This window comes from Thalassospira sp. MBR-102 (assembly GCF_040549275.1).
GTDB lineage: Bacteria > Pseudomonadota > Alphaproteobacteria > Rhodospirillales > Thalassospiraceae > Thalassospira > Thalassospira xiamenensis.
The window spans coordinates 101,433-125,902 of the sequence record NZ_JBEPTC010000010.1 but is presented as its reverse complement, the minus strand read 5'-3'; the positions used below and the strand labels follow the sequence as shown (position 1 = coordinate 125,902).

Here is a 24,470-nt window from a genome sequence, read left to right as displayed (position 1 = left end):
GGTCGCCATGAAAGAACCCATCACACTTGGTGATGTGCTTTCTGCCCGCAAGACCATCGCGGGCCACGTGATCCATACACCACTGCGTCCGTCCGCCAGCCTGTCTGAGCGGATCGGATCGCCCGTGTGGCTGAAATGCGAACACCAGCAATATACCGGCAGCTTCAAGCTGCGCGGGGCGGCGAATGCCGTTCTGAAACTGTCGCCCGAACAGAAGGAAAAGGGCGTTGTCGGCGTATCGACCGGCAATTATGGCCGCGCTCTTGCCAATGCCGCACGCAATGCCGGGGTTCGCGCCGTGATCTGCATGTCCGAACTGGTCCCGAAAAACAAGGTCGAAGGCATTCGCGCCCAAGGTGCCGAAATATGCATTTCCGGCACCTCGCAGGACGAGGCCCAAAAGGAAGTGGATCGTCTGGTTGCGGAAAACGGCATGACCATGCTGCCCCCCTTCGACCATGCCGATATCATCGCCGGGCAGGGCACCCTTGGCCTTGAAATCCTTGAACAGCTTCCCGAAACCGACACGCTTCTGGTGCCATTGTCGGGCGGCGGACTTCTGGCCGGTGTGGCACTGGCCGCAAAGTCAATCAATCCGGCGATCCGGGTTGTCGGCATTTCGATGGAACGCGGCTGTGCCATGATCACAAGCCTTCAGGAAGGCAAACCGACCGCGGTTAAGGAACTGCCGACACTGGCCGACAGTCTGGGCGGCGGCATCGGGCAAAACAACCAATACACCTTCGATATGTGTGCCGATCTGACCGATGACTTTGTTCTGGTGAATGAAACCCAGATCGCGGACGGCATCCGCGCCGCCTATCACGATGACCAGCAGGTCATCGAAGGGGCCGCCGCCGTTGGCATCGCGGCCCTTCGCGCCGGATTGATCGACAATCCCGGCACCACGGTGGTTCTGTCCACCGGCTGCAATATCGACATGGATTTGCATAAACGTATTGTCGGCGGCGAAGACGTCGACCTGATGGCGGAGTAACCGATATGCCCAACATCAGAATTCTGACCGAAACCGACCTTCGCAACGTGATCACCCTTGATACCGATGCGATTGCCTTTATCGAAAATGCCTTTCTGGCACTGGCGACCAAGGATGTCCGGATGCCGCCGATCCTTCGGCTTGATATCGACGATCACAATGGCGAGGTCGATGTCAAAACCGCCTATGTGCCGGGGCTCGACAGTTTCGCCATCAAAATCAGCCCCGGCTTCTTTGACAATCCGAAACTCGGCCTGCCGTCGGTCAACGGGTTGATGAACCTGTTTTCAGCCAAAACCGGCCTGCTCGAAGCCGTGATGCTCGATAACGGTTATCTGACCGATATCCGCACCGCTGCCGCCGGGGGCGTTGCCGCCAAACATCTGGCGCGCAAGGATGCAAAACATGCCGCGATCTTCGGGGCCGGTGTGCAGGCGAAATTGCAGCTCAAGGCGCTTAAACTGGTGCGTGGCATCACATCGGCCACCATCTGGGCACGCGACATGGCCAAGGCCGAAATCTGTGCCGCCGCCTGCGCCAGCGAACTTGGCCTGTCCGTAACCGCAACGCCCGATGGCCGGGCCGCGGCACAGGATGCTGATATCATCGTCACCACCACCCCCGCACGTGAACCCGTCCTTTTATCGGACTGGGTCAAACCCGGCACCCATATCACCGCCATGGGGTCGGATGCGGAACATAAAAACGAAATCGACCCGGCATTGATCGGCCGGGCAGACCTTTATGTGTGCGACAGCCTTTCGCAATGCCGGATTCTGGGTGAACTGCATCACGCCATTGATGCCCGGATCATCAAGGCCGACCACACATTTCCAGAACTGGGTCAGATTATTGCCGGATCGGCGTCGGGACGTGCTTCCGACGATGCGATCACGGTTGCCGATCTGACCGGTACGGGTGTCCAGGACACCGCAATCGCCACCCTCGCCCGGGCGCGCTGCGATGCAGTCAAGGCCGGGACCGAGATCACGTCGTAATAACAAAAGGAAACAGGGTCAGGAAAAACTGAAACCCCGCCTTTTTTTGGAGGCCTGCAATGAGCCAGGTTGAATTGAATTTCACGCGCGAGGAATATGCCGAGCGTCTGGAAAAAACAAAAAAAGCCATGGTGGAAAAGGGGCTCGATCTTCTGATCGTGACCGACCCATCAAACATGGCCTGGCTGACCGGCTATGACGGCTGGTCGTTTTATGTTCACCAATGCGTGCTTGTCCCGATAGAGGACGACCCGATCTGGTTCGGGCGATCACAGGATGCAAACGGGGCAAAGCGCACGGTCTATATGACCCATGACCGCATCATCCCCTATGCCGATTACTATGTGCAATCGACCACCCATCACCCGATGGATTACCTGTCCGAGGTGATCGAACATCGCGGCTGGGGCACGCGCAATATCGGTGTTGAAATGGATAACTACTATTTCTCCGCCAGATGTTACGCCCAATTGCAGGCCCATCTGCCCAATGCAAAGTTCCATGATGCCACGGCACTTGTGAACTGGCAGCGTGCCGTAAAGTCCGAGACCGAGATTTTCTATATGCGCCAGGCCGCCCGCATCGTCGAAAACATGCATGAACGCATTTTCGAAGTCGTCGAACCGGGCATGAAGAAAAACGAACTGGTCGCCGAAATCTATCGTTCCGGGATTGTCGGCATTGACGGGATCGGCGGGGATTACCCGGCAATCGTGCCGTTGCTGCCATCGGGGGCCGATGCCGGTGCACCACATCTGACCTGGGATGACAAACCGATACCGGGCGATGCCGGAACATTTTTCGAGATTGCCGGTTGCTATAAACGCTATCACGCGCCGCTGTCGCGTACGGTTTATCTGGGGCAGCCCGAACAGCGTTTCCTTGATGCCGAAAGTGCCCTGATCGAAGGCCTTCAGGCTGGCCTTGAAGCCGCCAAACCCGGCAATGTCTGCGAAGACATCGCCAATGCCTTCTTTGGCGTCTTGCAAAAATACGGCATCCACAAAGACAGCCGGTGCGGATACCCCATCGGGCTTTCCTACCCGCCAGACTGGGGCGAACGCACCATGAGCCTGCGCCCCGGTGATCGCACGGTTCTTGAACCCGGCATGACATTCCATTTCATGCCCGGTCTCTGGTTTGATGACTGGGGGATCGAGATCACCGAAAGCATGATGATCACGGAAACCGGCAGCAAGACACTGACCAGTTATCCAAGGCAGTTATTCGTCAAAAACTGACGCGAATACCGCCGATCAAAATCGCACCGCAGATAAAATGCCGGTGCAAGACTGCCACGCAGGATACCGACGGTCGCGGTATCCTGCATTATGCAAGGAAACGGCCATGACAAAGAAATCCCCGATTACGCCAACCATCCCGTTCGATCAGGATGGCGTTCATCACGGCTTTTTAAAGCTGCCCTATTCGCGTGACGATTCCGCGTGGGGGGCCGTGATGATCCCGATTACGGTCATTCGCAACGGCGATGGTCCCACCGCCCTTCTGACCGGCGGCAATCACGGCGACGAATACGAAGGACTGGTATCGCTGTTCAAACTGGCCGGTAAACTCTCGCCCGCCGAAATCCGCGGGCGCGTCATCATCCTGCCCGCCATGAACTTCCCGGCATTCCTCAATGCATCGCGGACATCCCCGATTGACAAGGGCAACCTTAACCGCAGCTTCCCCGGCAAGGCCGACGGTACGGTGACACAGAAAATCGCCGATTATGTTCTGCGCCATCTGGTGCCCGAAGCCGACATCGTCCTTGATCTGCATTCCGGCGGCAAGACGCTTGATTTCATTCCGTTTGCTGCCGTCCACGTCCTTGAAGACAAGGAACAGGAAGCCCGATGCATAAGCGCGATGAAGGCCTTTGCTGCCCCCTATTCGATGATGATGCTCGAACTTGATTCGGTCGGCATGTTTGACACCGTGGTCGAGGAAGCCGGCAAAACATTCGTCACCACCGAACTGGGCGGCGGCGGCTCGACCACGGCCGAACGGGTGGCGATTGCGGATCGCGGGGTGCGCAACCTTCTGATCCATGCCGGTATTCTGACCGGTGAACCCGACGTCCCCGACGAGGGCAGCGTCATGCTCGATATGCCGGACGGCAATTGCTTTGTCGCGTCGGTTTCAGGCGGCCTGTTCGAACCCTGCGTCGATCTGGGTGAAACGGTGCTGCGCGGTGATCTGATTGCGCGCGTTTACGATGCCAACCGGACCGGCGGGGTGCCAACCGAATACAAGGCACCGCGCGACGGTATTGTCGCCTGTCGCCATTTCCCCGGCCTGATCAAGACCGGCGATTGTCTTGCCGTCATTGCCGAGGTGGTCGGGAAATGATCAGGCTGGATGATCAGGATCTGAAAATCCTGCTCACGCTGCAACGCGAGGGGCGCATCACCAAGGTCAAACTGGCCGAGGCGGTGAACCTCTCGCCAAGCCCTTGCTGGGAACGGCTCAAACGCCTTGAAGACCTTGGCGTCATTTCGGGCTATCACGCCCATATCAATCTGGAAATGCTGGTCAAGCCGACCCTTGTGATGACCGAGGTAACATTGCGCCATCACCAGCACGAGGATTTCGCGATTTTCGAAAAGGCGGTTCAGGATATCCCGGAGATTGTCGAATGCTACGCGCTTGGCGGCGGGGTGGATTACATGCTCAAGGTACTCTGCCGCGATGTCGATGCCTATCAGCGCCTGATCGACGGGCTTCTGATCGCGGGGATCGGCATTGACCGCTATTTCACCTATATCGTCACAAAAAAGGTCAAGGTAACACCGGTCCCACCGATTGACGCCCTTCTGGATCCCGGGGGGCGAAAATAACACCTAACACCCAATACCCAACATTGACGGGCGAAACACCCTGTCCCCTGAATTTAAACACTTCCCAACCTGCCAAACTTGTGGCGAAATCGGTTTTATCAGATGGCCTATGGGGGATGGGTGATGAAACCGGGCGTTACGATGATCAGGACCATGACCGTCGGCATTCTGGCTATCGGCCTTGCCGCCTGCCAAACGGTCACCCCATCCCCATCCGCCCCGGCCCCCTCGCCCGTCCCGTCGCAAACACCCCTTGCCCCGGCCAATGTTTCCGATCCCGGCAGCATCGCCTTTCGGATCAACCCGTCGGGCAACGGGGCCTATTACGGCTGGCAGATGCAGATCGTAAAGGCGGCGCGCAACAAGGGGTTCAAGCCCTTCACCACCGAACAGCTTTCCGCCGGTCAGATGAAGGAATACACGCTGTGGCCCGACAGCTATCAGGTCAGGGTCTATCGGCTGGGTGAACTGAAATCGGAAAGCTGGGTCGATGTGCTGCCCGGCGAAGTGACGGTGGTTTATGCCGATTACGGTCTGTTTTCCGAAGACGTCAAAATCAGCCGCGAACCCGATCCCGCCCGGATTGATCCGAATATCGACACCACGATATGGCGCATACCGATCAGCACCACCTATGGTCCGGAAACCCTTTTTACCGATGACGGATACCAGGCGGAATATACCGGCCCGCAAAATAACGGCAATCCGATCGGCACCGGCACGGTCGAAATCACCCGCAACGGACAACCCTTTGCCGAAATCGACAATGCCGACATTACCGGCGACAAAATCACTGGCGACATCGAATATGCCGATGGCCGCGTGGTGGACGGCGACTATCTAAGCGACAGCCGCCAGATCGAACCGGGCAGCACGACAAAATGGCCCGATGGCACAAGCTTCACCGGCACCTATCGCGTGTTTGACCCGCTTGACGGTGAATTGCGCATGGCGGACGGCAATGTCTGGCAGGGGCCGGTACGCGAACGCAAGCCTTCTGGTCAGGGCCGCCTGACTTGGTGGGAAGGCGGCTGGATGGAACTGCCCGAAGGATTGGCATTCCCAAACCAGACCGGCGAATTCGTCTGCGGCGGGGAAACCGTCCCGACCGGTGAATGCTATTATTATGGCGGCAAAAAGCTTTCGGGGCCGGACGAACTGGCCGCCCTGATCGAACGTGATCGTCAACTTGCCGCAAAAGCCGCCGAAGCCGCCGCACAAAAAGCCGCAACCGAAGCCACCCAACCACAGACCGCAGACCAAGGCGGCTGCCGCAATGCCAGCGGCACATTCCGCGACAATACCGGCAATTCCACCCTTCAACTCGACTCCCCCGGACAGGGGAGTGGTAATTTCATCACGTACACCTATGGCAGTGCCCAGAAATACCGGTTCGAGATCGGTTTCACCTATGTCACCACGCCCGACAGCATTTCGGTCACCTATGGCAACGGCACCTATAGCGATGCGGCAACCGGGCAGGTCCTGCAACGCATGAGTGTGCCATCAGGCACCGTACCATGCCGTTTTGACGGTAATCTTCTGGTGATGGACGGGGTCGAATACCGGCAGTAATCAAACGAACAAACCGCCCGAAAACATCCCTACCTGCAATTAAACTCTTGGGCGAAACAAAGGCGAAAAGCGGCCAAACCGCCCCAATCCCCTTGATATTGGCCGCAAATTTGCCCACAGGCACACGTAACATTTTTGTCAGATGACAAGGAGATTGTTGCGTGCCTGCACCTGAAAAAACCAGTGAATCTGCGGAAAACAACCGCGGCGATAAAATCTTTTTTGCTGCTTTCATGACCGGCATCGCCGCGATCAGCTTTGGCATCGGTGCGTTTGTCATACTGGCCGAAGTCCCACCCTATCAGTCGATGAAAAATGCCTGGCGCGCGGGCACGGCATTATGGGAACAGCGCACCAAATACAGCAGCGTCGAACGGCTTGATTTCTGGTCCCCGGCCCGCACCGAAAAAACCGGTGTCACCATCAATGATGCGGCAAAAACCCAGAAAGGTCTGACCCTGTATTCATCGGGGGACGGGCCGCATGCCGTTCTGATCGATATGGATGGCAACATCGTCCATGAATGGCGCATGCCGTTCAGCGAAATCCACGATGAAACATCGCCGATCCCCAACCCGCAAAAAGACGATTTCATGCATTGGCACACGGCCAAAATGGCACCGGATGGCGATCTGATCGTGCAATATACCGCGGCGGGCGATACGCCCTATGGCTATGGCATGGCCAAGATCGACCGCAATTCCAAACCGGTCTGGAAATATCTGGGGACCGCGCATCACGATTTTTCGATTGCGCCCGATGGCCGGGTTTATGCCCTGACCCAGGAATTCCGCTTTAACACATATCCCAACCGCAAACAGCTGACCCCACCGCGTCTGGACGATTTCGCGGTAATACTGTCCCCCGAAGGCAAGGAAATCAAACGTGTCTCGATCCTTGATGCGCTGATCAATTCCAGCTTTGCCAACATGGTCGATTTCGCGCCCTATTTCTCGAACGAGGATGTGCTGCACACCAACACGATCCAGCTGATTACCGAAGAAACGGCGCAAAACTTTGCCAAGGGCAAGGCGGGCGACGTGGTTCTGTCCTTCCGTGATCTTGGCATAATTGCCGTGCTTGATATGGATGCGGAAAAAGTCGTCTGGGCCACACGCGGCCCGTGGCTGGGCCAACATGACCCGGATGTCCTGCCAAACGGCGATATCCTGCTGTTTGACAATCAGGGACAGCTTGCCGATCCGGAAGCCGGACAATCGCGCATCCTGCAAATCGATCCGGAAACCAACGGCATCACCTGGGAATACAAGGGCACAGCCGAACAGAAATTCGACAGCAACATCCGCGCTGATCAGCAACGCCTTGCCAATGGCAATACCCTGATTACCGAATCAAGCGGCGGACGACTGCTCGAAGTCACCCCGGAAGGCGAAATCGTCTGGGAATTCCACAATCCGATCCGCCGTGATGACCCGGACAATCCCGGCAAGAAACTGATCCCCGTCGTGTCGCAGTCTGAGCGCATCAGCGATGAACGCGCGACCCTTTATCGCGATACCGACTTCACCCCGACCTCCACGAATGGAGACATCCAATGAAACAGAACATGAAACTGCTTTCGATCGGCACCGCCACGATTGCCGCGGCCACCCTTCTGACCGCCCTTCCCGCACAGGCCTATGTCGGGCCGGGTGCCGGGCTTAGCTTGCTGTCCGCCTTGTGGGCTGTTCTGGCCGCCGTATTTGTCGCGGTCGGCTTTGTCCTGCTGTGGCCGATCCGCAAGATGATGCGCAAACGCAAACGCGCGCAGCAAAACACCGCCAGCACCACGCATTCGGCATCTTCCAGTGCATCCCATCAGCCCAAAGCCTGATCGGGAACAGCGACGGAAAGAATAAAGCATGGGAATACTCGATTGGCCCGCCCCCGCCTTTGGTGCGCTTGATACCCTGATGGCAAATGCCGTCGGGCCGTTTGGTCGCGTCCTGATCTGGGCGTTGATCTGTGCCGTGATATCGATGCTGCTCTATAAATGGCTGTCACCGCAAACCCGCATCAAGGCGATCAAGGAACGGCTAAAAGAAGCCCGTCAGGCCATGGCCGAAGACGACGGCGAAGACTTTGCCGAAGGCATGAAACTGGCCAAGGCGCAGTTGGCCCAATCCCTGAAGCTGGTCGGTTTTGTCATCGGCCCGGCGGTTGTCGCATCCCTGCCGGCCCTTGCCCTGATTGTCTGGCTGGACGGGCAATATGGGTATAGCTGCCCGCCCCCCGGACAGCAGGTTTCGATCACCACCCAGCCGGAAAATGCCACCATCGAACAGGTCGGCATCAATCCGGCTGGCATGGAAGACGGTGCCTGCCCGGTTATTCAGGTACCCGGTGCCAATGACGGCGAAACCTATCTGGTGGCACCGGCCGCCGCCATTCCCGTGATCCATCAAAAACAGTGGTGGAATTTCATCATCGGCAACCCGGCGGGTTATCTGCCCGACGACAGCCCGGTGACACAGCTTCGTTTCGAATTGCCAACCCAACACATCATCAGCGCCGGCCCGGATTGGGCACGTGGCTGGGAACTGACTTTCTTCCTTGCCCTCATATTGGGGTCGCTGGCGATCAAAAAAGGATTTCGCATCGAATGACGGGCCAAACGACATCCGAAAAATCCACCGCATCCGCGTCCAACGGCGCAGCATTCCATGTATCGGGCTGGGATAACTGGCTAAGCGGCCTGATTGCCCGCCATCCGATGCAATGGATCAGACTTGGCAATTTTGAAACAAAACTTGCCGGTGATGTGATTGAAGATGTCCAAATAGAAAAGCCGGTCTTTGTCGCAGGGCTCGCCCGATCCGGCAGCACGATCCTTCTCGAAACGCTCGCACGCCATTCCGATGCGGCAACCCATCGTTACCGCGATTATCCGCCGGTTTTCACGCCCTATCTTTGGAACAAGTTTGTCGACCTTGCCCCCAAGGGCAAGGAAGTAGCGGTTGAACGCACCCATGCGGACGGCATCAACATCACGCCCGAAAGCCCCGAAGCGTTCGAGGAAATGATCTGGATGGCGTTTTTCCGCCATCTGCATGACGTGAATGAAAGCAACGTCCTTGACGGTCAGATCAGCAACCCGGCGTTCGAGAAGTTCTATCGCGATCACATCCGCAAACTGATCCATATTCGCGGCGGCAAGCGTTACATATCGAAGGCAAACTATCTGGTCACCCGGATGGAATATCTGCTCTCGATCTTCCCCGATGCCCGGTTCGTCCTGCCGGTGCGTGACCCGCTGTGGCATATCGCATCCCTTGCCAAGCAGCACGACCTGTTCTGCAAGGGCGAACAGGGTAACCCGCGTGCGGTTGCCCATATGCAGCGTGTCGGTCATTACGAGTTCGGCCTTGATCGTCGTCCGATCAATACCGGCGATCTGCATGCCACCCGCCAGATCATGAAACACTGGAAAGACGGCGAAGAAGTCGCCGGTTGGGCCCATTACTGGACCGACCTGCACCATTACATCGCTGATCGCATGACCGTGAACAAGTCCCTTAAAGATGCAACACTGGTGGTCCGGTACGAGGATTTCGTCGCCGACCCGGCAAATCAGTTACGCCGCCTGTTTGACCATGTCGACCTGCCCGACGCCGAACCGATCATCAGTGAAGTCGCCCCGACCATTCACGCCCCAACCTATTACCGCCCGAAATTCAGCGATGATGAAATTGATCTGATCCGCGATGTCACCGCGATTGCCGCGGCCCGTTTCGGCTATGACGGCACACAGCAGGACGGTGCAGGTGCCGCAAAAACAAAACGCGCCTAGGGACTTTCAAATCCCCGGCGCGTCCTGAATTAATCGATATCCGATATCTGGCAAAAGCGATCAGTGATGGTCGCTTTTGCGCCCTGTGCCCATATGCCAGAAATCCCAGCCACAAAGCGCCAGCGTAATCCCGACCATAATGCCAAGATCCCAGCGCGTGACATAGCCAAACAGAATGCCAAGAAAACCGGCAAACACGATAAAGGCCAGGATCGCCATTGCCTGATCAAGACGTGACGTGGTCATGACGATGCTCCTTCATTTTCAGAATTCGACAAAAATTCAACAAGCCAGCGCGCCGTTCGCAGCAACCGCGCATCATCGCCGCGCCGCCCGACAAGCTGCACGCCCATCGGCAATCCGTTTTCCGCCCAAAGCAACGGCACCGTAATCGCAGGCGTGCCGCATAACGTCCAAAGACCGTTGAAAATGGCATTTCCCGTCGTATCAAGGTTTCCGGGTGCCGGTCCCGGCGCTGCCGGGGTAATGATCGCATCGCAACGCTGGAACACTTCATCAAGCGCAACATTGTAAAGATCGCGCCAATCAAGTGCCGCAAGATAATCCCGCGCCGTTACCCTGTTCCCCGCATCAAGCGCCTCTGTCATCTGCGGGGACAATTGATCACGCCCGCGCTTTTCATAGCTGTAATAGCATTTCGCCATTTCGGCAAAATTGATCTTGGCGCGCAAATCCGCCGCATCATCAAATGCCTTGGGCAACGGGGCTTCGAAACACTGTTCGCCAAGCATACTGGTCAATTCGCGAAACGCCATCACGGTATCGTCGTCGGCCACGGTGTCAAATTGCGGCGGACGAACAAAAGCCAGTGTCGGCGTCACCAGCGGCTCGGCCCGGGCCGTTTGAAGCAACCTTGGCACCGGCTGCGGCATAGTCGCCGGGTCACGGGCATCATGACCAAACAGGATTTCGGCAATCAATGCCGCCCCTTCAACCGACCGGGCAAAAACACCAATGGTATCAAGCGTCGGCGACTGGGGCAGAACCCCGGTGCGGGCAATCGCGCCAAAGGTCGGCTTTAACCCGACCACCCCGCAAAAGGATGCTGGCCGGATAACCGACCCGCCGGTTTGCGTCCCCACGGCAAGCGGCACCATCGCCGCGGCCACCGCCGCCGCCGATCCGGCCGATGATCCCCCCGGTGTATGGGATGTGTTGTGCGGGTTTCGGGTTTTCGACGGGCACATGAACGCCATTTCGGTCGAAACGGTTTTCCCCATGATGATCGCGCCCGCCGCACGCAGCCGTTCGACAAGCACCGCATCCTCGGTCGGCACCCGCCCGGCATCAAGCGGGGTACCGTTTTCTGTCGGCATCCGGGCGGTATCAATCACATCCTTCAACCCGACCGGCAGCCCATGCAACGGCCCGATGGGCATGCCAGACTGGCGGCGCGCATCAAGTGCACGGGCCTGCGTCATCACGTAATCACCATCCAGATAGGCCCATGCCTGAATTTCAGGCTCAAGGGCCGCAATCCGCTCTAGGCACGCCTCGGCATATTCCACCGCGCGCACCGCCCCACTTGCCAGACGGTCGCGCAATTCAACAACGTCAAGGTTAAGCAACGGATTAAGGGTCATGACCACATCCTCCTATCGTGCACCATAGAACAGATCAGGCAGATGGAACACGATCTGGGGGAAGGTATACATCAGCACCATGCTGACAATCACCATGAACAGGAATGGCATGATTCCCTTGAAAATATCCGTCAGCAAAACACCCGGAGGCGAAACGCCCTTAAGGTAATAGGCCGACATTGCCATTGGCGGCGTCAGGAAGGATGTCTGAAGGTTCAGCGCAACCAGAATGCCAAAGAACAGCGGATCAATATCAAACAGCGGCAGCAGCGGCAGGAAGATCGGCACGAAGATGATGATGATCTCCGACCATTCCAGCGGCCAGCCCAGCAGGAAGATGATCAACTGCGCCAGCAGCAGGAACTGAAGCGGCGTCAGATCAAGCCCGCCAACGAATTCGGCAATGACATGCTCGCCCCCCAGATATGAGAACACCGACGAGAACGTATAGGAACCGACAAACAGCCAGCACACCATCGCCGATGTCCGCACCGTCAGATAAACAGATTCCCGCAACCGGTCAAAGGTCAGCGCACGATACGCCAGCGCCAGAACCATCCCGCCCAGCGCCCCGATGGATGCCGCCTCGGTCGGGGTTGCCAGACCAAACAGGATCGATCCCAGAACCGCAAGAATAAGGAATGCCAGCGGGAAGAACGACGTCGCCAGCAACCAGAGAACCTTGAGCAGCGGCACATCGGGAATTTCATCCGATGTCGGACGCGGCGCGGCTTTGGGCTGCAACACGGCCCGCCCGACCACATAAAGCAGATAAAGCCCGACCAGTGTCAGTCCCGGCAACAATGCACCGGCATAAAGCCGCACGATCGATACCCCCGACGCCGCGGCATAAACAATCAGCATGATCGATGGCGGGATCAGAATACCCAGCGTCCCGCCAGCACAGATGATACCGGTGGCAAAGCTTTTGTCATAGCGCGCTTTCAGCATCGCGGGCAGTGCCAGCATCCCCATCAGGGTCACCACCGCACCGACAATCCCGGTCGCGGTGGCAAACAGCGCACAGGTCACAAGGGCCGCAACCCCCAACGAACCGGGGACATTTTTGGCGGCAATATTAAGTGTCGAAAACAACCGATTGACGATATTGGCGCGTTCAACGATGTAGCCCATGAACAGGAACAGCGGAACCGCGGTCAGGACCTCGTTGGACATCACCGTATATGTCTGGTTGATGAACAGATCGAATATCCGGTTATTCACCGCCCCTTCGACCCAGGTGATCGCCGATGTCAGACTATCGCTGTCCTCGGCCAGACGGTTAAAGGCACGCCACATGCGTCCTGCGTCAAAATAGGCGTAGTAACCAAAACCGATCCCCAGCGCCATCAGCGTAAACGCAACGGGAAAGCCAAGGAAAACAAGCATAATGAAGATGCCAAGCATCATCAGGGCGACATGTGCGTCAATCACGTTTGCAGCTCCGTTCGGACCGGTTATCGCGGAATTCGATTTGGTTAATTGTCTTTTGCGACATGCTGCTTCATCAGCAATTCTTCGGTTTCTTGGACATCGTCATCAGCACCCCGCCAGTATCCTTCGCGGATACACATGATGCAGCGCATGACCTGTGCGATCCCCTGAATGAACAGAAGAATGCCTGCGGCCACCATGATCGACTTGAACTGGAAAATCGGAACACCCGCCGGGCTGTTCACGCTGACTTCCCCGTATCCCCACGACCGTGACGAATATTTCCAGCCCGACAGGATCAGGGCGGTGATACCGGGAAAGAAAAAGAAGATGTAAAGCACAAGATCGACACTCGCCTGTGTCCGTGGCTTCCAGAGACGATAAAGGAAATCACCCCGCACATGGCCGCCGCGTGAAAGCGTATAGGCCCCGCCCATCATGAATAACGAACCATACATGATGAAGGACACATCAAGTGACCATGTCGTCGGTGCGTTGAAAACATAACGCGCCATCACTTCGTAACTCATTCCCAACGTCATCAGGATGATGAGCCACCCGAAAGCCTTGCCAAACCAGGCCGAAAGCTTGTCCGCGAATTCAATAAAACTGATCATGAAGTCTTTTCCGTTACCGTCGCAACCGCCCCGGAAACCACTGGTCCCCGGGGCAGCCTTTGGCTCAGACAAACCGTATGAAACCGGCCGGTTTCATTACAGTTTCAGTTTGCCCGGGAAGTAGTGATCATAGGCCAGCTGATAGTCCGGCGAGTTCATCAGTTCATAATAGGTCACGCGCTCAACCCAGGCACGCTGGCTATCAAGAACCTTTTTCATGAACGGATCTTCTTCAAGCTGCGGGATCAGCTTGTCCCAGGCTTCAAGCTGTGCGGCCAGAATTTCCTTCGATGTACGATGGATGGTAACGCCTTCGTCCGCAAGTTTCTGCAGGTCGGACGAATAGTTATCCATCGCCAGTGCCGTGTTCGACGTCGAAGCAGCCTCCACGCCATAGCGCAGGATCGCCTGTAGATCAGGGTCGAGATCTTCATAGAAATCACGGTTGAAGATGAACTCGAAGCTTTCGGACGCCTGATGATAGGACGACAGATAGTAGTTCTTCGCCACATCCTGCGCACCGAACCGCATATCCGATGACGGGTTGTTGAATTCGAACGCGTCAATAACGCCGCGTTCCATCGCCGGGACGATCTCACCGCCCGGAAGCTGTGCAACCGACATGCCCATCGATTGCAGCAGATCAGCCGCCAGACCCACGGTGCGGTATTTGAAGCCCTGAATATCGGCCACACCGTTAATCGTGCCTTTGAACCAGCCGAACGGCTGGGCTGGCATCGGGAAGCCAAGAAGACCAATCACGTTCAGCCCCATAACATCCTGGGTCAGCTCGCGATAGAATTCTTCACCGCCACCGGCATAGAACCAGCTCAGCATGGTGGTGGCCGAACCACCAAACACCGGGCCGGTACCAAACAGCGACGCCGCCTTGTTCTTGCCGTACCAGTAAACCGGCACGGAATGGGCGATATCGATCACACCATCATTGACGCCATCGAGAACCTGGAATGCCCCGATAACGGCACCAGCCGGCAGAAGGTCAACCTTCAGGCGACCACCCGACATGGCTTCGACACGATCAACATATTGCTGGGCAAACGTCATCCAGATATCGGATGACGGCCAGGACGTCTGCATTTTGACGACCAAAGGTGCCGGTTGCGCATGAACTGCCGGGGCGGCAAACAGCCCCGAAGCAGCAGCACCACCGGCAACAACACCGGTCGCACCCTTGGTAAGGAACGAACGGCGGGACACTTGCTTGGACTTCACGTCTTCAGGCGTAGGTATCTTTTTCATTACTTCCTCCCAGAATTATCGCCGCGACCGACAACTAATTGGCGGAAAACTGGCGATGATTTTAAGCCTTACATAGGGACAGACCCGATACAAGGAACATCGAATATTTGGCCTTCCACCATGTGGAAAACTTTCTTCGATTGTTATTTCCCGGACCCTGATGAATTCCGGGATGCAGCATGTTTTTGTTTTTGGCGCCGCGATCAGGCAACGCGATCCCGTGGTTGCCCACCGGAAAAGAAGGCATCAAGATTATCAAGTGCCCGAAACCCCATGGCATCACGCGTCTCTTCGGTTGCGGAGCCGATATGCGGTAACAGGAACACGTTTCTAAGGGCGGCCAGATCCGGGTTTCCGCCCGGTTCATTGCGGAAAACATCAAGCCCCGCGGCAAACAGTTTGCCGCTTTCAAGCGCCTTGACCAGTGCGGCCTCGTCAACAAGATTGCCGCGCGCCGTATTGATCAGGATCGCCCGATCCGGCAGCATTGCGATGGTCTTTTCATTGATAAGGCCGGTGGTTTCCGGTGTTGCCGGACAATGCAGCGACAAAACATCCGATACCGCCAGAAGCCCTTCGACCGTGTCGTGGAAAACAGCGCCTTTTTCAAGGGGGTCGGGCAAACGGGTCCGATTGTGGTAATGCACTTCCATGCCAAAACCGCGTGCGCGTTCGGCGGCCACCTGCCCGACACGGCCCATGCCAAGAACACCAAACCGCTTGCCGGTTACCTGCCGCCCGACCATGAAGGCCGGCGACCAGAAATCCCATTTTCCGGCCCGCACCATCGCATCGCCCTCGGCCCCACGTCTGGCCGCGCCTAGCATGCACAACATGGCGATTTCGGCCGTGGCATCGGAAAGAACATCGGGGGTGTTGGTGACCAAGATCCCGGCCTTCTTTGCCGCCTCAAGATCAACATGGTCAACACCGACCGAATGGTTGGCGATGATGCGCAACCGATCACCAAGATCGGCAATGACATCGGCACTGAAATGTTCGGAATGGCAGGGAAGAACGGCGTCAACATCCTGACAGCGCGCAAGCAGCTCCTCACGTGAAAACACATGATCCGCGTCGTTCAGAATGACCTGATAATCACGCGCCGCACGCGCCTGCACCGCATCGGTCAAACGCCGGGTGATCAGTAGCACCGGCTTTTCCGCCATCGTCTACTCCCTGTTTCCTGCATGGATTGCAGTTTTATTTATAATGCAATGAAACACCTTTGCGACAAACAGGGCAATAGACGATCAACTCATCGGGGTGTTTTTTCCACCAGATGGAATACCAGATAGTGATACGCTTCACGCCAAAGCCGCCCGAATCGCCCTTTCCGTAACGGCATCACAACGCAGATAAAAAACAGGCGGCCGATCAGTATGATCGCCATCTGTTTATCCCCGGATGTTCCGATTTGCGTGGTGGTTCCGTTTCGCAAAGATGGCCGCGGCCCCGCATGGGGTACCACTCGGACCAACGTGAACCACCACCGCGACAAATTTCATGCCGCTGCGTTTGCCTTTGCCTCTTTCCCAATTCACGCTTCTATGCACAAATATTGATATGTTCGATCTGCATTGGGGGGATCTATGCAGAAAGCTGTTTTCAAAGCACGCCGCCTATCACATGCAGGCACCCTGCTTGTCGCACTCATTGCCCTTGTCGGGTGCCAGACGACCGACATCACCACCGCGACCAGCGACTTTTTCAGTACGCTCACCAATGCGAGCGAAACTTCAGCCACTGCGCCTGCAACAAAGCAGGCCGCCTCCGCTGAAGCAAATACCGCGTCTGCAGCGCCTGAAAGCATGATAAAAAAGTCGCCATACAAATGGGGATTGCTATCCCTCCTCGTTGGCGGGGGTGGGCCAATCGGGGACGATTGGTATCTTTTTGTCTATCCCACCGCCAGCAGCCAAAATTTTGTTGGCGTCAACGGGCCAATGCTGACCGTTGCAAATACGCATAGCGTTCAACTATGGCCCGGCGATTATCGTGTCATCGTCCGACATAATACGGTCGATAAATTCGACAGGGTCGTTACGATTTCGGCCGGAGAAACGCTGCGCTTGACCGGAGAATACGGCTATTTCTCCAACTCCGTAAAATCCGAACGCTTTCCGTTTTACAACGAAAACCAGCTCCTGTTGGCCACTGTACTCAACAGGGCCGAAGACATCTTTCTGCCTGTCGTCGTTGCCTGGAGCGGGCAATGGAAGTTCGAGTTTCTCGGCCCGCAACTCAATGGTGAAGTCAACGGCCCCGGCACCGTTCGGATATCGAATGATGGCAATGAAGAAGCCCGCATTTTCGAGGCGAAAATTACCCCCGAAAGCATCACGGGCACGTTCGAACTGTCCGATGGCGGCAGGTTTGACGGACGCTTTGACCAGTCAGAATTCAGGCTGGACCCCAGCCCTATTGTAAAATGGAAGAATGGGGAAACCTTCGAAGGCACATTTGATGTTGTTGTGCCCAAGTCAGGCAAACTTAACCGCCGAAGCGGCTCGGTCTGGGAAGGCGAGATCGCCAAGGGCAACCCAACGGGCAAGGGCCGCATGACCGCCCCCGATGGTCACTGGGTTGAATACGACAATTATGAAATGAAAGAAAATTTCATCGGATTGCGGCCCTGTGGTTCGGTCTCGCAGCCTGATGGAACCTGTCCGTATTACAAGGGCAAGGAACTGGCATCAGAAGCCGAACTCAACGCAAAGATTGCCGAAGACAAACGCCTTGCCGAAATTGAACGCCAGAAACGCGAAGAACAGCGCAAGGCTGAAATGGCCGCCGCCGCTGCGGCAGCAGAAGCACAACGAAAAGCCGCCACCGAACAGGCCGCGCGCGAAGCCGCCATGCCGAAAAAGGCTGATGACTGCACCACCGCCACCGGCACCTTTAGCGCCGATGGCAACCTGACCACCTACACCATGAACGGATCAGGCAGCGGCAGCGGGCATTTCCGGCAATTCACCTATGGCGGCGGGGCACAGTATCAATTTGATATCGATTTTCAATTTGATACGACCCCGGACAGCATCACCTTCCAATATGATGAGGGCATATATCGCGATGCATCAAGTGGCGCAGTCCTGCAACGCACCTCGATCCCCGGAGGCAGTGCACGATGCAGCTTCAATGGCCGAATCCTGACCATTGATGGCAAGGAATTTGTGCGGAACTGAAAAATACGGGCCGCTACCATGCTGGCGGCGGCCCGATAGCCTGACACGGGATCAGACGGGAAGAACCCAAAAACGGGAACAGGATGTCTGGTTTATTTTCCCGGATAATACCCGGGGAATAAACGTTTAAATCTTGGTCCAGACCGCGCCGCTCTTTGCAGAACGGACCACGGCCTCGACAAATTTCATGCCTTTGACACCTTCATTGATCCCCGGGATCAGCATCGATGCCGCATCGGCCTTGCCATTGGTAATCCGCGCGATCAGTTGATCGGCGAAATCGGTATAAAGATTGGCAAAGCCTTCAAGATAACCTTCCGGATGGCCCGGCGGCACGCGGACCCCGCGCAAACCTGCCGATCCAATACCCGCCCCGCCGCGCGTCATCAATTTCGGGCGACCGTCAAGCGGGCGGTAATGCAGATGGTTGGGATGTTCCTGCGCCCATTCAATGCCGCCCTTGTCACCATAAACCCGAAGCCTGAGGCCGTTTTCATGGCCAATCGCCACCTGGCTTGCCCAAAGCATCCCGCGCGCGCCATTATCGTAGCGCAGCAGGATCTGCACATTATCGTCAAGCTTGCGGCCCGGCACGATGGCGTCGATATCCGCGCACAATTCCGAAATCTCAAGCCCGGTGACAAAATCGGCAAGGTTATGGGCATGTGTTCCGATATCGCCTAACGCCCCGCCCATCCCGGCCTTGGCCGGATCGGCACGCCAATGGGCCTGCTTGTTGTCGGTATCCTCGACGCGCGTTGCCATCCAGCCCTGCGGATATTCAACCTGTACTAACCGGATATCGCCAAGCTTCCCGTCACGAACCATCTGACGGGCTTCGCGCACCATCGGATAGGCGGTGTAATTGTGTGTCAACGCAAACAGAAGGCCGGTTTCGCGCACCTTGGCTGCCAGTAATTCGGCTTCCTCGACATTCAGGCAAAGCGGCTTGTCACAAATCACATGAATACCGGCATCCAGCATCGCCATGGCGGCTGGAAAATGCAGGTGGTTTGGCGTGACAATCGCACAGGCATCAATGCCGTCCGCGCGCGCCGCTTCCTGTTTGGCCATGTCGGCAAAACTGTCATAGGACCGGTCCGGCGCAATAAACAGTTCCGCCGCCGACGCACGCGCCACATCGGGCTTGGACGACAACGCCCCGGCAACCAGTTCGTAGCGATCATCAAGGCGGGCGGCAATGCGATGCACCGCGCCGATAAACGCCCCCTGCCCGCCGCCAACCATGCCAAGGCGGATGCGCCGCGCCGGATTTTTCGTCTCAGTCATGTCAATCTCCGTCCTGATTGGTTTTCTGCTGCCGGACTTAATCAAGCCCCAGCAGGCGACGATTGGTGGCCTCGTCCGTGCCGCCATCGGCGAAATCGTCAAATGCCTTTTCGGTCACGCGGATAATGTGGTTGCGAATGAAATCGGCCCCTTCGCGCGCGCCGTCTTCGGGATGCTTCAATGCGCATTCCCATTCCAGCACGGCCCAGCCATCAAAATCAATCGCCGCAAGCTTCGAAAAGATCGCGCCAAAATCAACCTGCCCATCGCCAAGCGACCGGAACCGCCCCGCACGCCCGACCCAGCTTTGATACCCGGAATAAACGCCCTGCCGCCCGGTCGGATTGAACTCCGCATCCTTGACGTGGAACATCTTGATCCGGTCGGCATAGATATCGATGAAATCAAGGTAATCCAACTGCTGCAACACAAAGTGGCTCGGATCATAAAGGATGTTGCACCGCGCGTGGTTCCTGACCCGCTCAAGGAACATCTCGAACGTCACGCCATCAAACAGGTCCTCGCCCGGATGAATTTCATAGCAGACATTGACGCCATTTTCCTCGGCCACATCAAGGATCGGCAACCAGCGTTTCGCCAGTTCGTCAAACGCGGTTTCAATCAGACCCGCCGGGCGTTGCGGCCACGGATAGACATAGGGCCACGCAAGCGCACCGGAAAATGTCGCATGATCCCCAATGCCCAGATGGCGCGATGCCCTGATCGCATCCTTCACCTGATTGACCGCCCATTCCTGGCGCGCCTTGGGATTGCCGCGTACTTCGGGGGCGGCAAACCCGTCAAACATCTCGTCATAGGCCGGATGCACCGCCACAAGCTGCCCCTGCAAATGGGTCGAAAGCTCGGTAATCTCGACACCATGCTCGGCCAGAATGCCCTTGGCCTCGTCACAGTAATCCTTGCTTTGGGCAGCCTTCTCAACATCGAACAGGCGCTTGTCCCAGCTCGGGATCTGCACCCCCTTATAGCCAAGCGACGCCGCCCAGCGTCCGATATTGGAAAGGCTGTCAAACGGGGCCTCGTCCCCGGCAAACTGGGCAAGGAAAATCGCCGGTCCCTTAAGCGTTTTCATACTGACCTCGTGTGTTTTCTTCCGGGTGGCCCGGATGTCATCTGGTGACGAATGTGATGTAAAATCAAACCCCGCCCGGCCTGTCGTGACAGGGCGGGGTTCCTTCTGCCTGCTCGCGTTTATGCGCTCACGCCAAACCCGATCAGAACGGGCTATCCGGGAAATAGAAGTTCTCGGCATTTTCCTGGGTCACGACGGTCGCACCCAGAATGTAACGGCCTTCAACCGCCGCATTGGAAACGAACTTCATCGCCGTAATATCCATCGCGGTTGCGATCATCGATGGCGGATACAGAACGTCAATCGGGGTCAGTTCATCACCATCCATCACGCGCTTGATGATGTCCTTCATGCCAGCCCCGCCAACGATGAACAGTTCATCGGTCCGGTCGGCCTGCTTGACGGCTTCGATCACGCCAAGCGCGATGTCATCATCCTGCGCCCAGACAGCATCGATTTCCGGGAAGCGCGACAGGAAGTCCTGCATGACTTCATACCCGTCATCACGGTTCCAGTTGGCGTGCTTCATATCAAGGACCTCGATATCCGATCCTTCGATTGCCGTCATGAAACCTTCGACGCGTTCCTCGTCAATCACGGTCGGGATGCCACGCAGGATGACGATCTTGCCTTTGCCATCCAGACGATCCTTGATGTATTCGCCCGATACACGGCCCAGTTCCGGGTTGTTACCGGCAACATAAACATCCTCGATCCCCGGCAGCGAAAGGCCACGGTCAACCACGGTAACAAATTTGCCCGCTTCCTTGACCTGCTGGACCGGCACGGTCAGCGGATCGGATTCAAACGGTAGAACCACCAGCGCATCGATATTCTGAACCGATACCAGATCTTCAAGATCGTTGGCCTGTTCGCCCGCGCCATTGGCGGTCACAACAATGACATCAAGGTTCGGATAGGTCGCCTCAAGGCGCTTTTCGGCCTGTTCGGCGTGATAGTTCAGACCACCAGCCCAGCCATGGGTCGCCGCCGGGATCGAAACCCCGATCTTGATTTTTTCCTGTGCCAGTGCCGTGGTCGATGCCAAGGTCGATGCAAGACCAAGGCCCACAACGCAGGCCGCCCCAAGAAACTTTGTAATCGTTTTCATTCAAGCTTCCTCCTGATCAAAAAATGATTCTGTACGTCATCTTGAACCGGACGTTGATCGCCGGTTATTTGCTTTTCTTGCGTCGCCAGTCCCCGCGTTGCAGGAACACGGCAACGATAATGATCAAGCCCTGAACAGCCCCGTTCAGGTAATTGCTGATCGCATCGGTAAGGTTAAGGATATTGCCAATCGTGGTCAGCATGATCGCCCCGACCACCGTGCCCCAGATACGGCCATAACCGCCCTTAAGCATCGTGCCGCCGATGATCACCGCTGCAATCGCTTCAAGTTCCCAAAGAACACCGGTCGAACTCGATGCCGACCCAAGGCGGGGCACATAAATGATGGTCGCAATCGACACACAAAGCCCCTGAATGACATAGGTCATCGTCTTGACCCGGTCGACATGGATCGCCGAATAACGCGCCACCTGCTCGTTCGAGCCGATGGCAAAACATTTGCGCCCGAACGGCGTCATGTTGAGCAACACATAACCCGCCACCGCCACGGCAAGGAACACCAGAACCGGCACCGGAATGCCCAGCAATTCGCCGTAATAAACCGGGCGATAGGTGCCGCGCACCTCGAAATCAAGCGACAGCGTCCCACCATCGGCCATATAGGTCACAAGCGACCGATAAATCCCCATCGTGCCAAGGGTGACGATAAAGGCCTCGATCTTGCCCTTGGTACTGACCAGGCCATTCACCGCCCCGGCCCCGATACCAAGAATGATGCTTACCACAATCCCGATCAGAACGGTCTCAAGCCCCGGTCCGAGTGTCTCGACCAGCGTATTCATGACCACGATCATCGCACCGGATATGAACGCCGCCATCGAACCGACCGAAAGATCAATCCCGCCCGCCGTAATCACAAAGGTCGCCCCCACCGCGATAATGCCGATAAAGGCCGCACGGGTGAAAATATTCGAAAGGTTGCCGCCACTCAGAAAGGCATCATTGATCGCCGTTCCCAGAACAAACAACACGACAAGGGCCATAAACGGGCCAAGCGCCTTGAAATCGATGGAAAAACGGGGCGAGGCACTGGCCTCGCGGCGCTCAAGGCTACTCATGAACAGACACTCCCTCCTGGCCTGAAATTCCTGTCGCGTGCCGCATGATTTCATGTTCGTTGCGGTCGTTTCCTTCAAGAATGCCGGTAATGCGGCCTGCCGCCATGACCGCGATGCGATCTGACAGGCCCAGCATTTCCGGCATTTCCGACGACAGGAGAATGACGGATTTTCCGCGATCGGTCAGATCGCCGATAAAATGGTAAATCTGGCTTTTGGTGCCGATATCGATGCCGCGTGTCGGCTCGTCGATGATCACGATATCCGGATCGGTTTCCATGACCTTCGCCAGCAACAGCTTTTGCTGATTGCCCCCGGAAAAATCACCGACCTTGGCCTTGCGGTCCGCCGCCCGGATGTCAAATGCCTTAATCGCTTTTTCAAGGGCGGCTTCTTCGGCCTTGCGATCAACAATCACGCGCCCGAATTTTTCCAGCGCCAGCAAGGTCAGGTTGGGCCGCATATCCATATTCAGCAACAACCCGCTGCCCTTGCGATCCTTGGTCAGATAGGCAATGCCGCTGTTTTTGGCATCCTGCAAACTGGTGATGCGAACCGGCGCACCATTGCGCTCTATCGTGCCCGATGACCGCTCGCGAAGGCCGATGATCGCCTCCATCAACGCCGTCCGCCCCGCGCCGACAATCCCGGCAAAGCCAAGAACCTCGCCCTTATGCAGATCAAAACTGGCATCGCGCACCTGCCCCGGAACCGAAAGATCACGCACCGATAAAACAATCGGCGCGCTGGTATCGGAAACCCGGTGCGGGAACATCTGTTTGATGTCGCGCCCGACCATAAGCCGCGCCATGTCATCCTTGCTAAGCCCCACCACCGGTTCGGTCACGATATGGCGGCCATCGCGCAGCACGGTCACGCGGTCGGCAATCGCCTTGATTTCATCAAGCTTGTGGGAAATATAAAGGATCGCGACACCCTGTTCGCGCAGACGCCGGATCTGATCAAACAGGATTTCAACCTCCCGCCCGGTCAGAACCGCGGTGGGTTCATCCAGGATCAGGATATCGGCCTTTTTGCTAAGTGCCTTGGCAATTTCGACCATCTGGCGATCGGAAACCGAAAGCTCACGAATACGGGTACGCGGATCGACATCGCATTGAAGCTGATCCAGAAGCCGCTTGGCCTCTGCGCGCATCGCGGTTTTATCAAGGAACCATCCCCGCTTGATCTCACGACCCAGAAAGATGTTTTCTTCAACGCTAAGCTGTTCGGCAAGGTTAAGCTCCTGATGGATCAGGATAACCCCATGCCCCTCGCCCGCCTCGCTATCGGCAAAGCTGACCTCCGCCCCGTCAAGGACAAGCCCGCCCTCGGTCGGTTCGTGATAGCCCGACAGGATTTTAACCAGCGTTGATTTGCCGGCACCGTTTTCGCCCAAAAGCGCATGCACTTCCCCCGCATACAGATCGATGGAAACATCGAAAAGCACCTGGGCCGGGCCAAATGATTTGCAAATCTTCCGACCGGACAGGCGTATTTTGCCCTCCGTGCCGGGATTAACGGCATGAACAGCCGCATCCGTCATCTATGTAACCTCCCTAGCGCCGCATTGATGCGATCAACTTTTGATTGCC

22 protein-coding genes are annotated in these 24,470 nt (G+C 56.7%); 11 read left to right on the top strand and 11 right to left on the bottom strand.

The annotated features are described in order from the left end of the window. Positions 1 to 7 precede the first annotated feature (7 nt). The 10 genes from eutB (at position 8) to ABIE64_RS16495 (ending at position 10,200) form a co-directional block, all read left to right on the top strand. The gene (gene eutB / locus ABIE64_RS16540) at positions 8 to 997 is read left to right on the top strand and encodes a hydroxyectoine utilization dehydratase EutB (protein ID WP_114093690.1); all 990 of its coding nucleotides are present in this window, start codon (positions 8 to 10) and stop codon (positions 995 to 997) included. Between the two features lie 5 nt (positions 998 to 1,002). Further along, positions 1,003 to 1,995, top strand: coding sequence for an ectoine utilization protein EutC (gene eutC, locus ABIE64_RS16535; protein ID WP_354378000.1), 993 nt, complete (start codon positions 1,003 to 1,005; stop codon positions 1,993 to 1,995). A gap of 59 nt (positions 1,996 to 2,054) precedes the next feature. After that, positions 2,055 to 3,236 carry an ectoine hydrolase DoeA gene (gene doeA, locus ABIE64_RS16530; RefSeq protein WP_007088946.1) on the top strand — a complete coding sequence of 394 codons (1,182 nt, stop codon included), beginning with the start codon at positions 2,055 to 2,057 and terminating at the stop codon, positions 3,234 to 3,236. Positions 3,237 to 3,342: 106 nt separating this feature from the next. After that, positions 3,343 to 4,347 (top strand): N(2)-acetyl-L-2,4-diaminobutanoate deacetylase DoeB, encoded by a 1,005-nt coding sequence (gene doeB, locus ABIE64_RS16525; protein WP_007088947.1) that lies wholly within the window; start codon positions 3,343 to 3,345, stop codon positions 4,345 to 4,347. Further along, positions 4,344 to 4,835 (top strand): Lrp/AsnC family transcriptional regulator, encoded by a 492-nt coding sequence (locus ABIE64_RS16520; protein ID WP_007088948.1) that lies wholly within the window; start codon positions 4,344 to 4,346, stop codon positions 4,833 to 4,835. Before doeB ends, ABIE64_RS16520 begins: the two co-directional genes overlap by 4 nt. A 123-nt stretch (positions 4,836 to 4,958) precedes the next feature. Further along, the gene (locus tag ABIE64_RS16515) at positions 4,959 to 6,410 is read left to right on the top strand and encodes an MORN repeat-containing protein (RefSeq protein WP_354377999.1); all 1,452 of its coding nucleotides are present in this window, start codon (positions 4,959 to 4,961) and stop codon (positions 6,408 to 6,410) included. Positions 6,411 to 6,571: 161 nt separating this feature from the next. Beyond that, the gene (locus ABIE64_RS16510) at positions 6,572 to 7,969 is read left to right on the top strand and encodes an arylsulfotransferase family protein (RefSeq protein ID WP_354377998.1); all 1,398 of its coding nucleotides are present in this window, start codon (positions 6,572 to 6,574) and stop codon (positions 7,967 to 7,969) included. Next, the gene (locus ABIE64_RS16505; RefSeq protein ID WP_007088951.1) at positions 7,966 to 8,244 is read left to right on the top strand and encodes a hypothetical protein; all 279 of its coding nucleotides are present in this window, start codon (positions 7,966 to 7,968) and stop codon (positions 8,242 to 8,244) included. The genes ABIE64_RS16510 and ABIE64_RS16505 overlap by 4 nt, the downstream gene beginning before the upstream one ends. A 28-nt stretch (positions 8,245 to 8,272) precedes the next feature. Beyond that, positions 8,273 to 9,016: a hypothetical protein gene (locus ABIE64_RS16500; protein ID WP_354377997.1), complete on the top strand. Its 744-nt coding sequence runs from the start codon at positions 8,273 to 8,275 to the stop codon at positions 9,014 to 9,016. Beyond that, on the top strand, positions 9,013 to 10,200 hold the full coding sequence (locus ABIE64_RS16495; RefSeq protein ID WP_354377996.1) for a sulfotransferase family protein: 1,188 nt from the start codon (positions 9,013 to 9,015) through the stop codon (positions 10,198 to 10,200). Before ABIE64_RS16500 ends, ABIE64_RS16495 begins: the two co-directional genes overlap by 4 nt. A gap of 60 nt (positions 10,201 to 10,260) precedes the next feature. On the opposite strand, the gene ABIE64_RS16490 is transcribed toward ABIE64_RS16495, so the two are convergent. From ABIE64_RS16490 to ABIE64_RS16465, 6 genes are all read right to left on the bottom strand, one after another. Then, a complete protein-coding gene (locus tag ABIE64_RS16490) occupies positions 10,261 to 10,446 on the bottom strand; it encodes a hypothetical protein (protein WP_007088954.1) in 186 nt (61 codons plus the stop codon). Beyond that, on the bottom strand, positions 10,443 to 11,804 hold the full coding sequence (locus ABIE64_RS16485; protein ID WP_354377995.1) for an amidase: 1,362 nt from the start codon (positions 11,802 to 11,804) through the stop codon (positions 10,443 to 10,445). The genes ABIE64_RS16490 and ABIE64_RS16485 overlap by 4 nt, the downstream gene beginning before the upstream one ends. Before the next feature lie 12 nt (positions 11,805 to 11,816). Then, a complete protein-coding gene (locus ABIE64_RS16480) occupies positions 11,817 to 13,238 on the bottom strand; it encodes a TRAP transporter large permease (RefSeq protein ID WP_354377994.1) in 1,422 nt (473 codons plus the stop codon). Positions 13,239 to 13,282: 44 nt separating this feature from the next. Beyond that, on the bottom strand, positions 13,283 to 13,855 hold the full coding sequence (locus ABIE64_RS16475; protein WP_007088957.1) for a TRAP transporter small permease subunit: 573 nt from the start codon (positions 13,853 to 13,855) through the stop codon (positions 13,283 to 13,285). Positions 13,856 to 13,951: 96 nt separating this feature from the next. Continuing rightward, entirely contained in the window at positions 13,952 to 15,115 is a 1,164-nt protein-coding gene (locus ABIE64_RS16470; RefSeq protein ID WP_071240782.1) for a TRAP transporter substrate-binding protein, read from the bottom strand. Positions 15,116 to 15,318: 203 nt separating this feature from the next. Further along, entirely contained in the window at positions 15,319 to 16,284 is a 966-nt protein-coding gene (locus tag ABIE64_RS16465) for a 2-hydroxyacid dehydrogenase (RefSeq protein WP_354377993.1), read from the bottom strand. A gap of 423 nt (positions 16,285 to 16,707) precedes the next feature. Here ABIE64_RS16465 and ABIE64_RS16460 point away from each other — a divergent pair, with 423 nt between their 5' ends. Then, the gene (locus ABIE64_RS16460) at positions 16,708 to 18,303 is read left to right on the top strand and encodes an MORN repeat-containing protein (RefSeq protein ID WP_354377992.1); all 1,596 of its coding nucleotides are present in this window, start codon (positions 16,708 to 16,710) and stop codon (positions 18,301 to 18,303) included. A 126-nt stretch (positions 18,304 to 18,429) separates the two neighbouring features. Here the strand turns inward: ABIE64_RS16460 and ABIE64_RS16455 are convergent, their stop codons facing one another. The 5 genes from ABIE64_RS16455 to ABIE64_RS16435 all read right to left on the bottom strand — a co-directional run bounded on the left by ABIE64_RS16455 (position 18,430) and on the right by ABIE64_RS16435 (position 24,421). Then, positions 18,430 to 19,593, bottom strand: a complete 1,164-nt coding sequence (locus tag ABIE64_RS16455) for a Gfo/Idh/MocA family protein (protein ID WP_354377991.1) — start codon at positions 19,591 to 19,593, stop codon at positions 18,430 to 18,432. 37 nt (positions 19,594 to 19,630) lie between these two features. Continuing rightward, on the bottom strand, positions 19,631 to 20,686 hold the full coding sequence (locus ABIE64_RS16450; RefSeq protein ID WP_354377990.1) for a sugar phosphate isomerase/epimerase family protein: 1,056 nt from the start codon (positions 20,684 to 20,686) through the stop codon (positions 19,631 to 19,633). A 142-nt stretch (positions 20,687 to 20,828) separates the two neighbouring features. Next, on the bottom strand, positions 20,829 to 21,797 hold the full coding sequence (locus ABIE64_RS16445; RefSeq protein ID WP_063093093.1) for an ABC transporter substrate-binding protein: 969 nt from the start codon (positions 21,795 to 21,797) through the stop codon (positions 20,829 to 20,831). A 64-nt stretch (positions 21,798 to 21,861) separates the two neighbouring features. After that, entirely contained in the window at positions 21,862 to 22,875 is a 1,014-nt protein-coding gene (locus ABIE64_RS16440; protein WP_354377989.1) for an ABC transporter permease, read from the bottom strand. Then, positions 22,868 to 24,421, bottom strand: a complete 1,554-nt coding sequence (locus ABIE64_RS16435) for a sugar ABC transporter ATP-binding protein (RefSeq protein WP_354377988.1) — start codon at positions 24,419 to 24,421, stop codon at positions 22,868 to 22,870. The genes ABIE64_RS16440 and ABIE64_RS16435 overlap by 8 nt, the downstream gene beginning before the upstream one ends. Between the last annotated feature and the right edge of the window lie 49 nt (positions 24,422 to 24,470).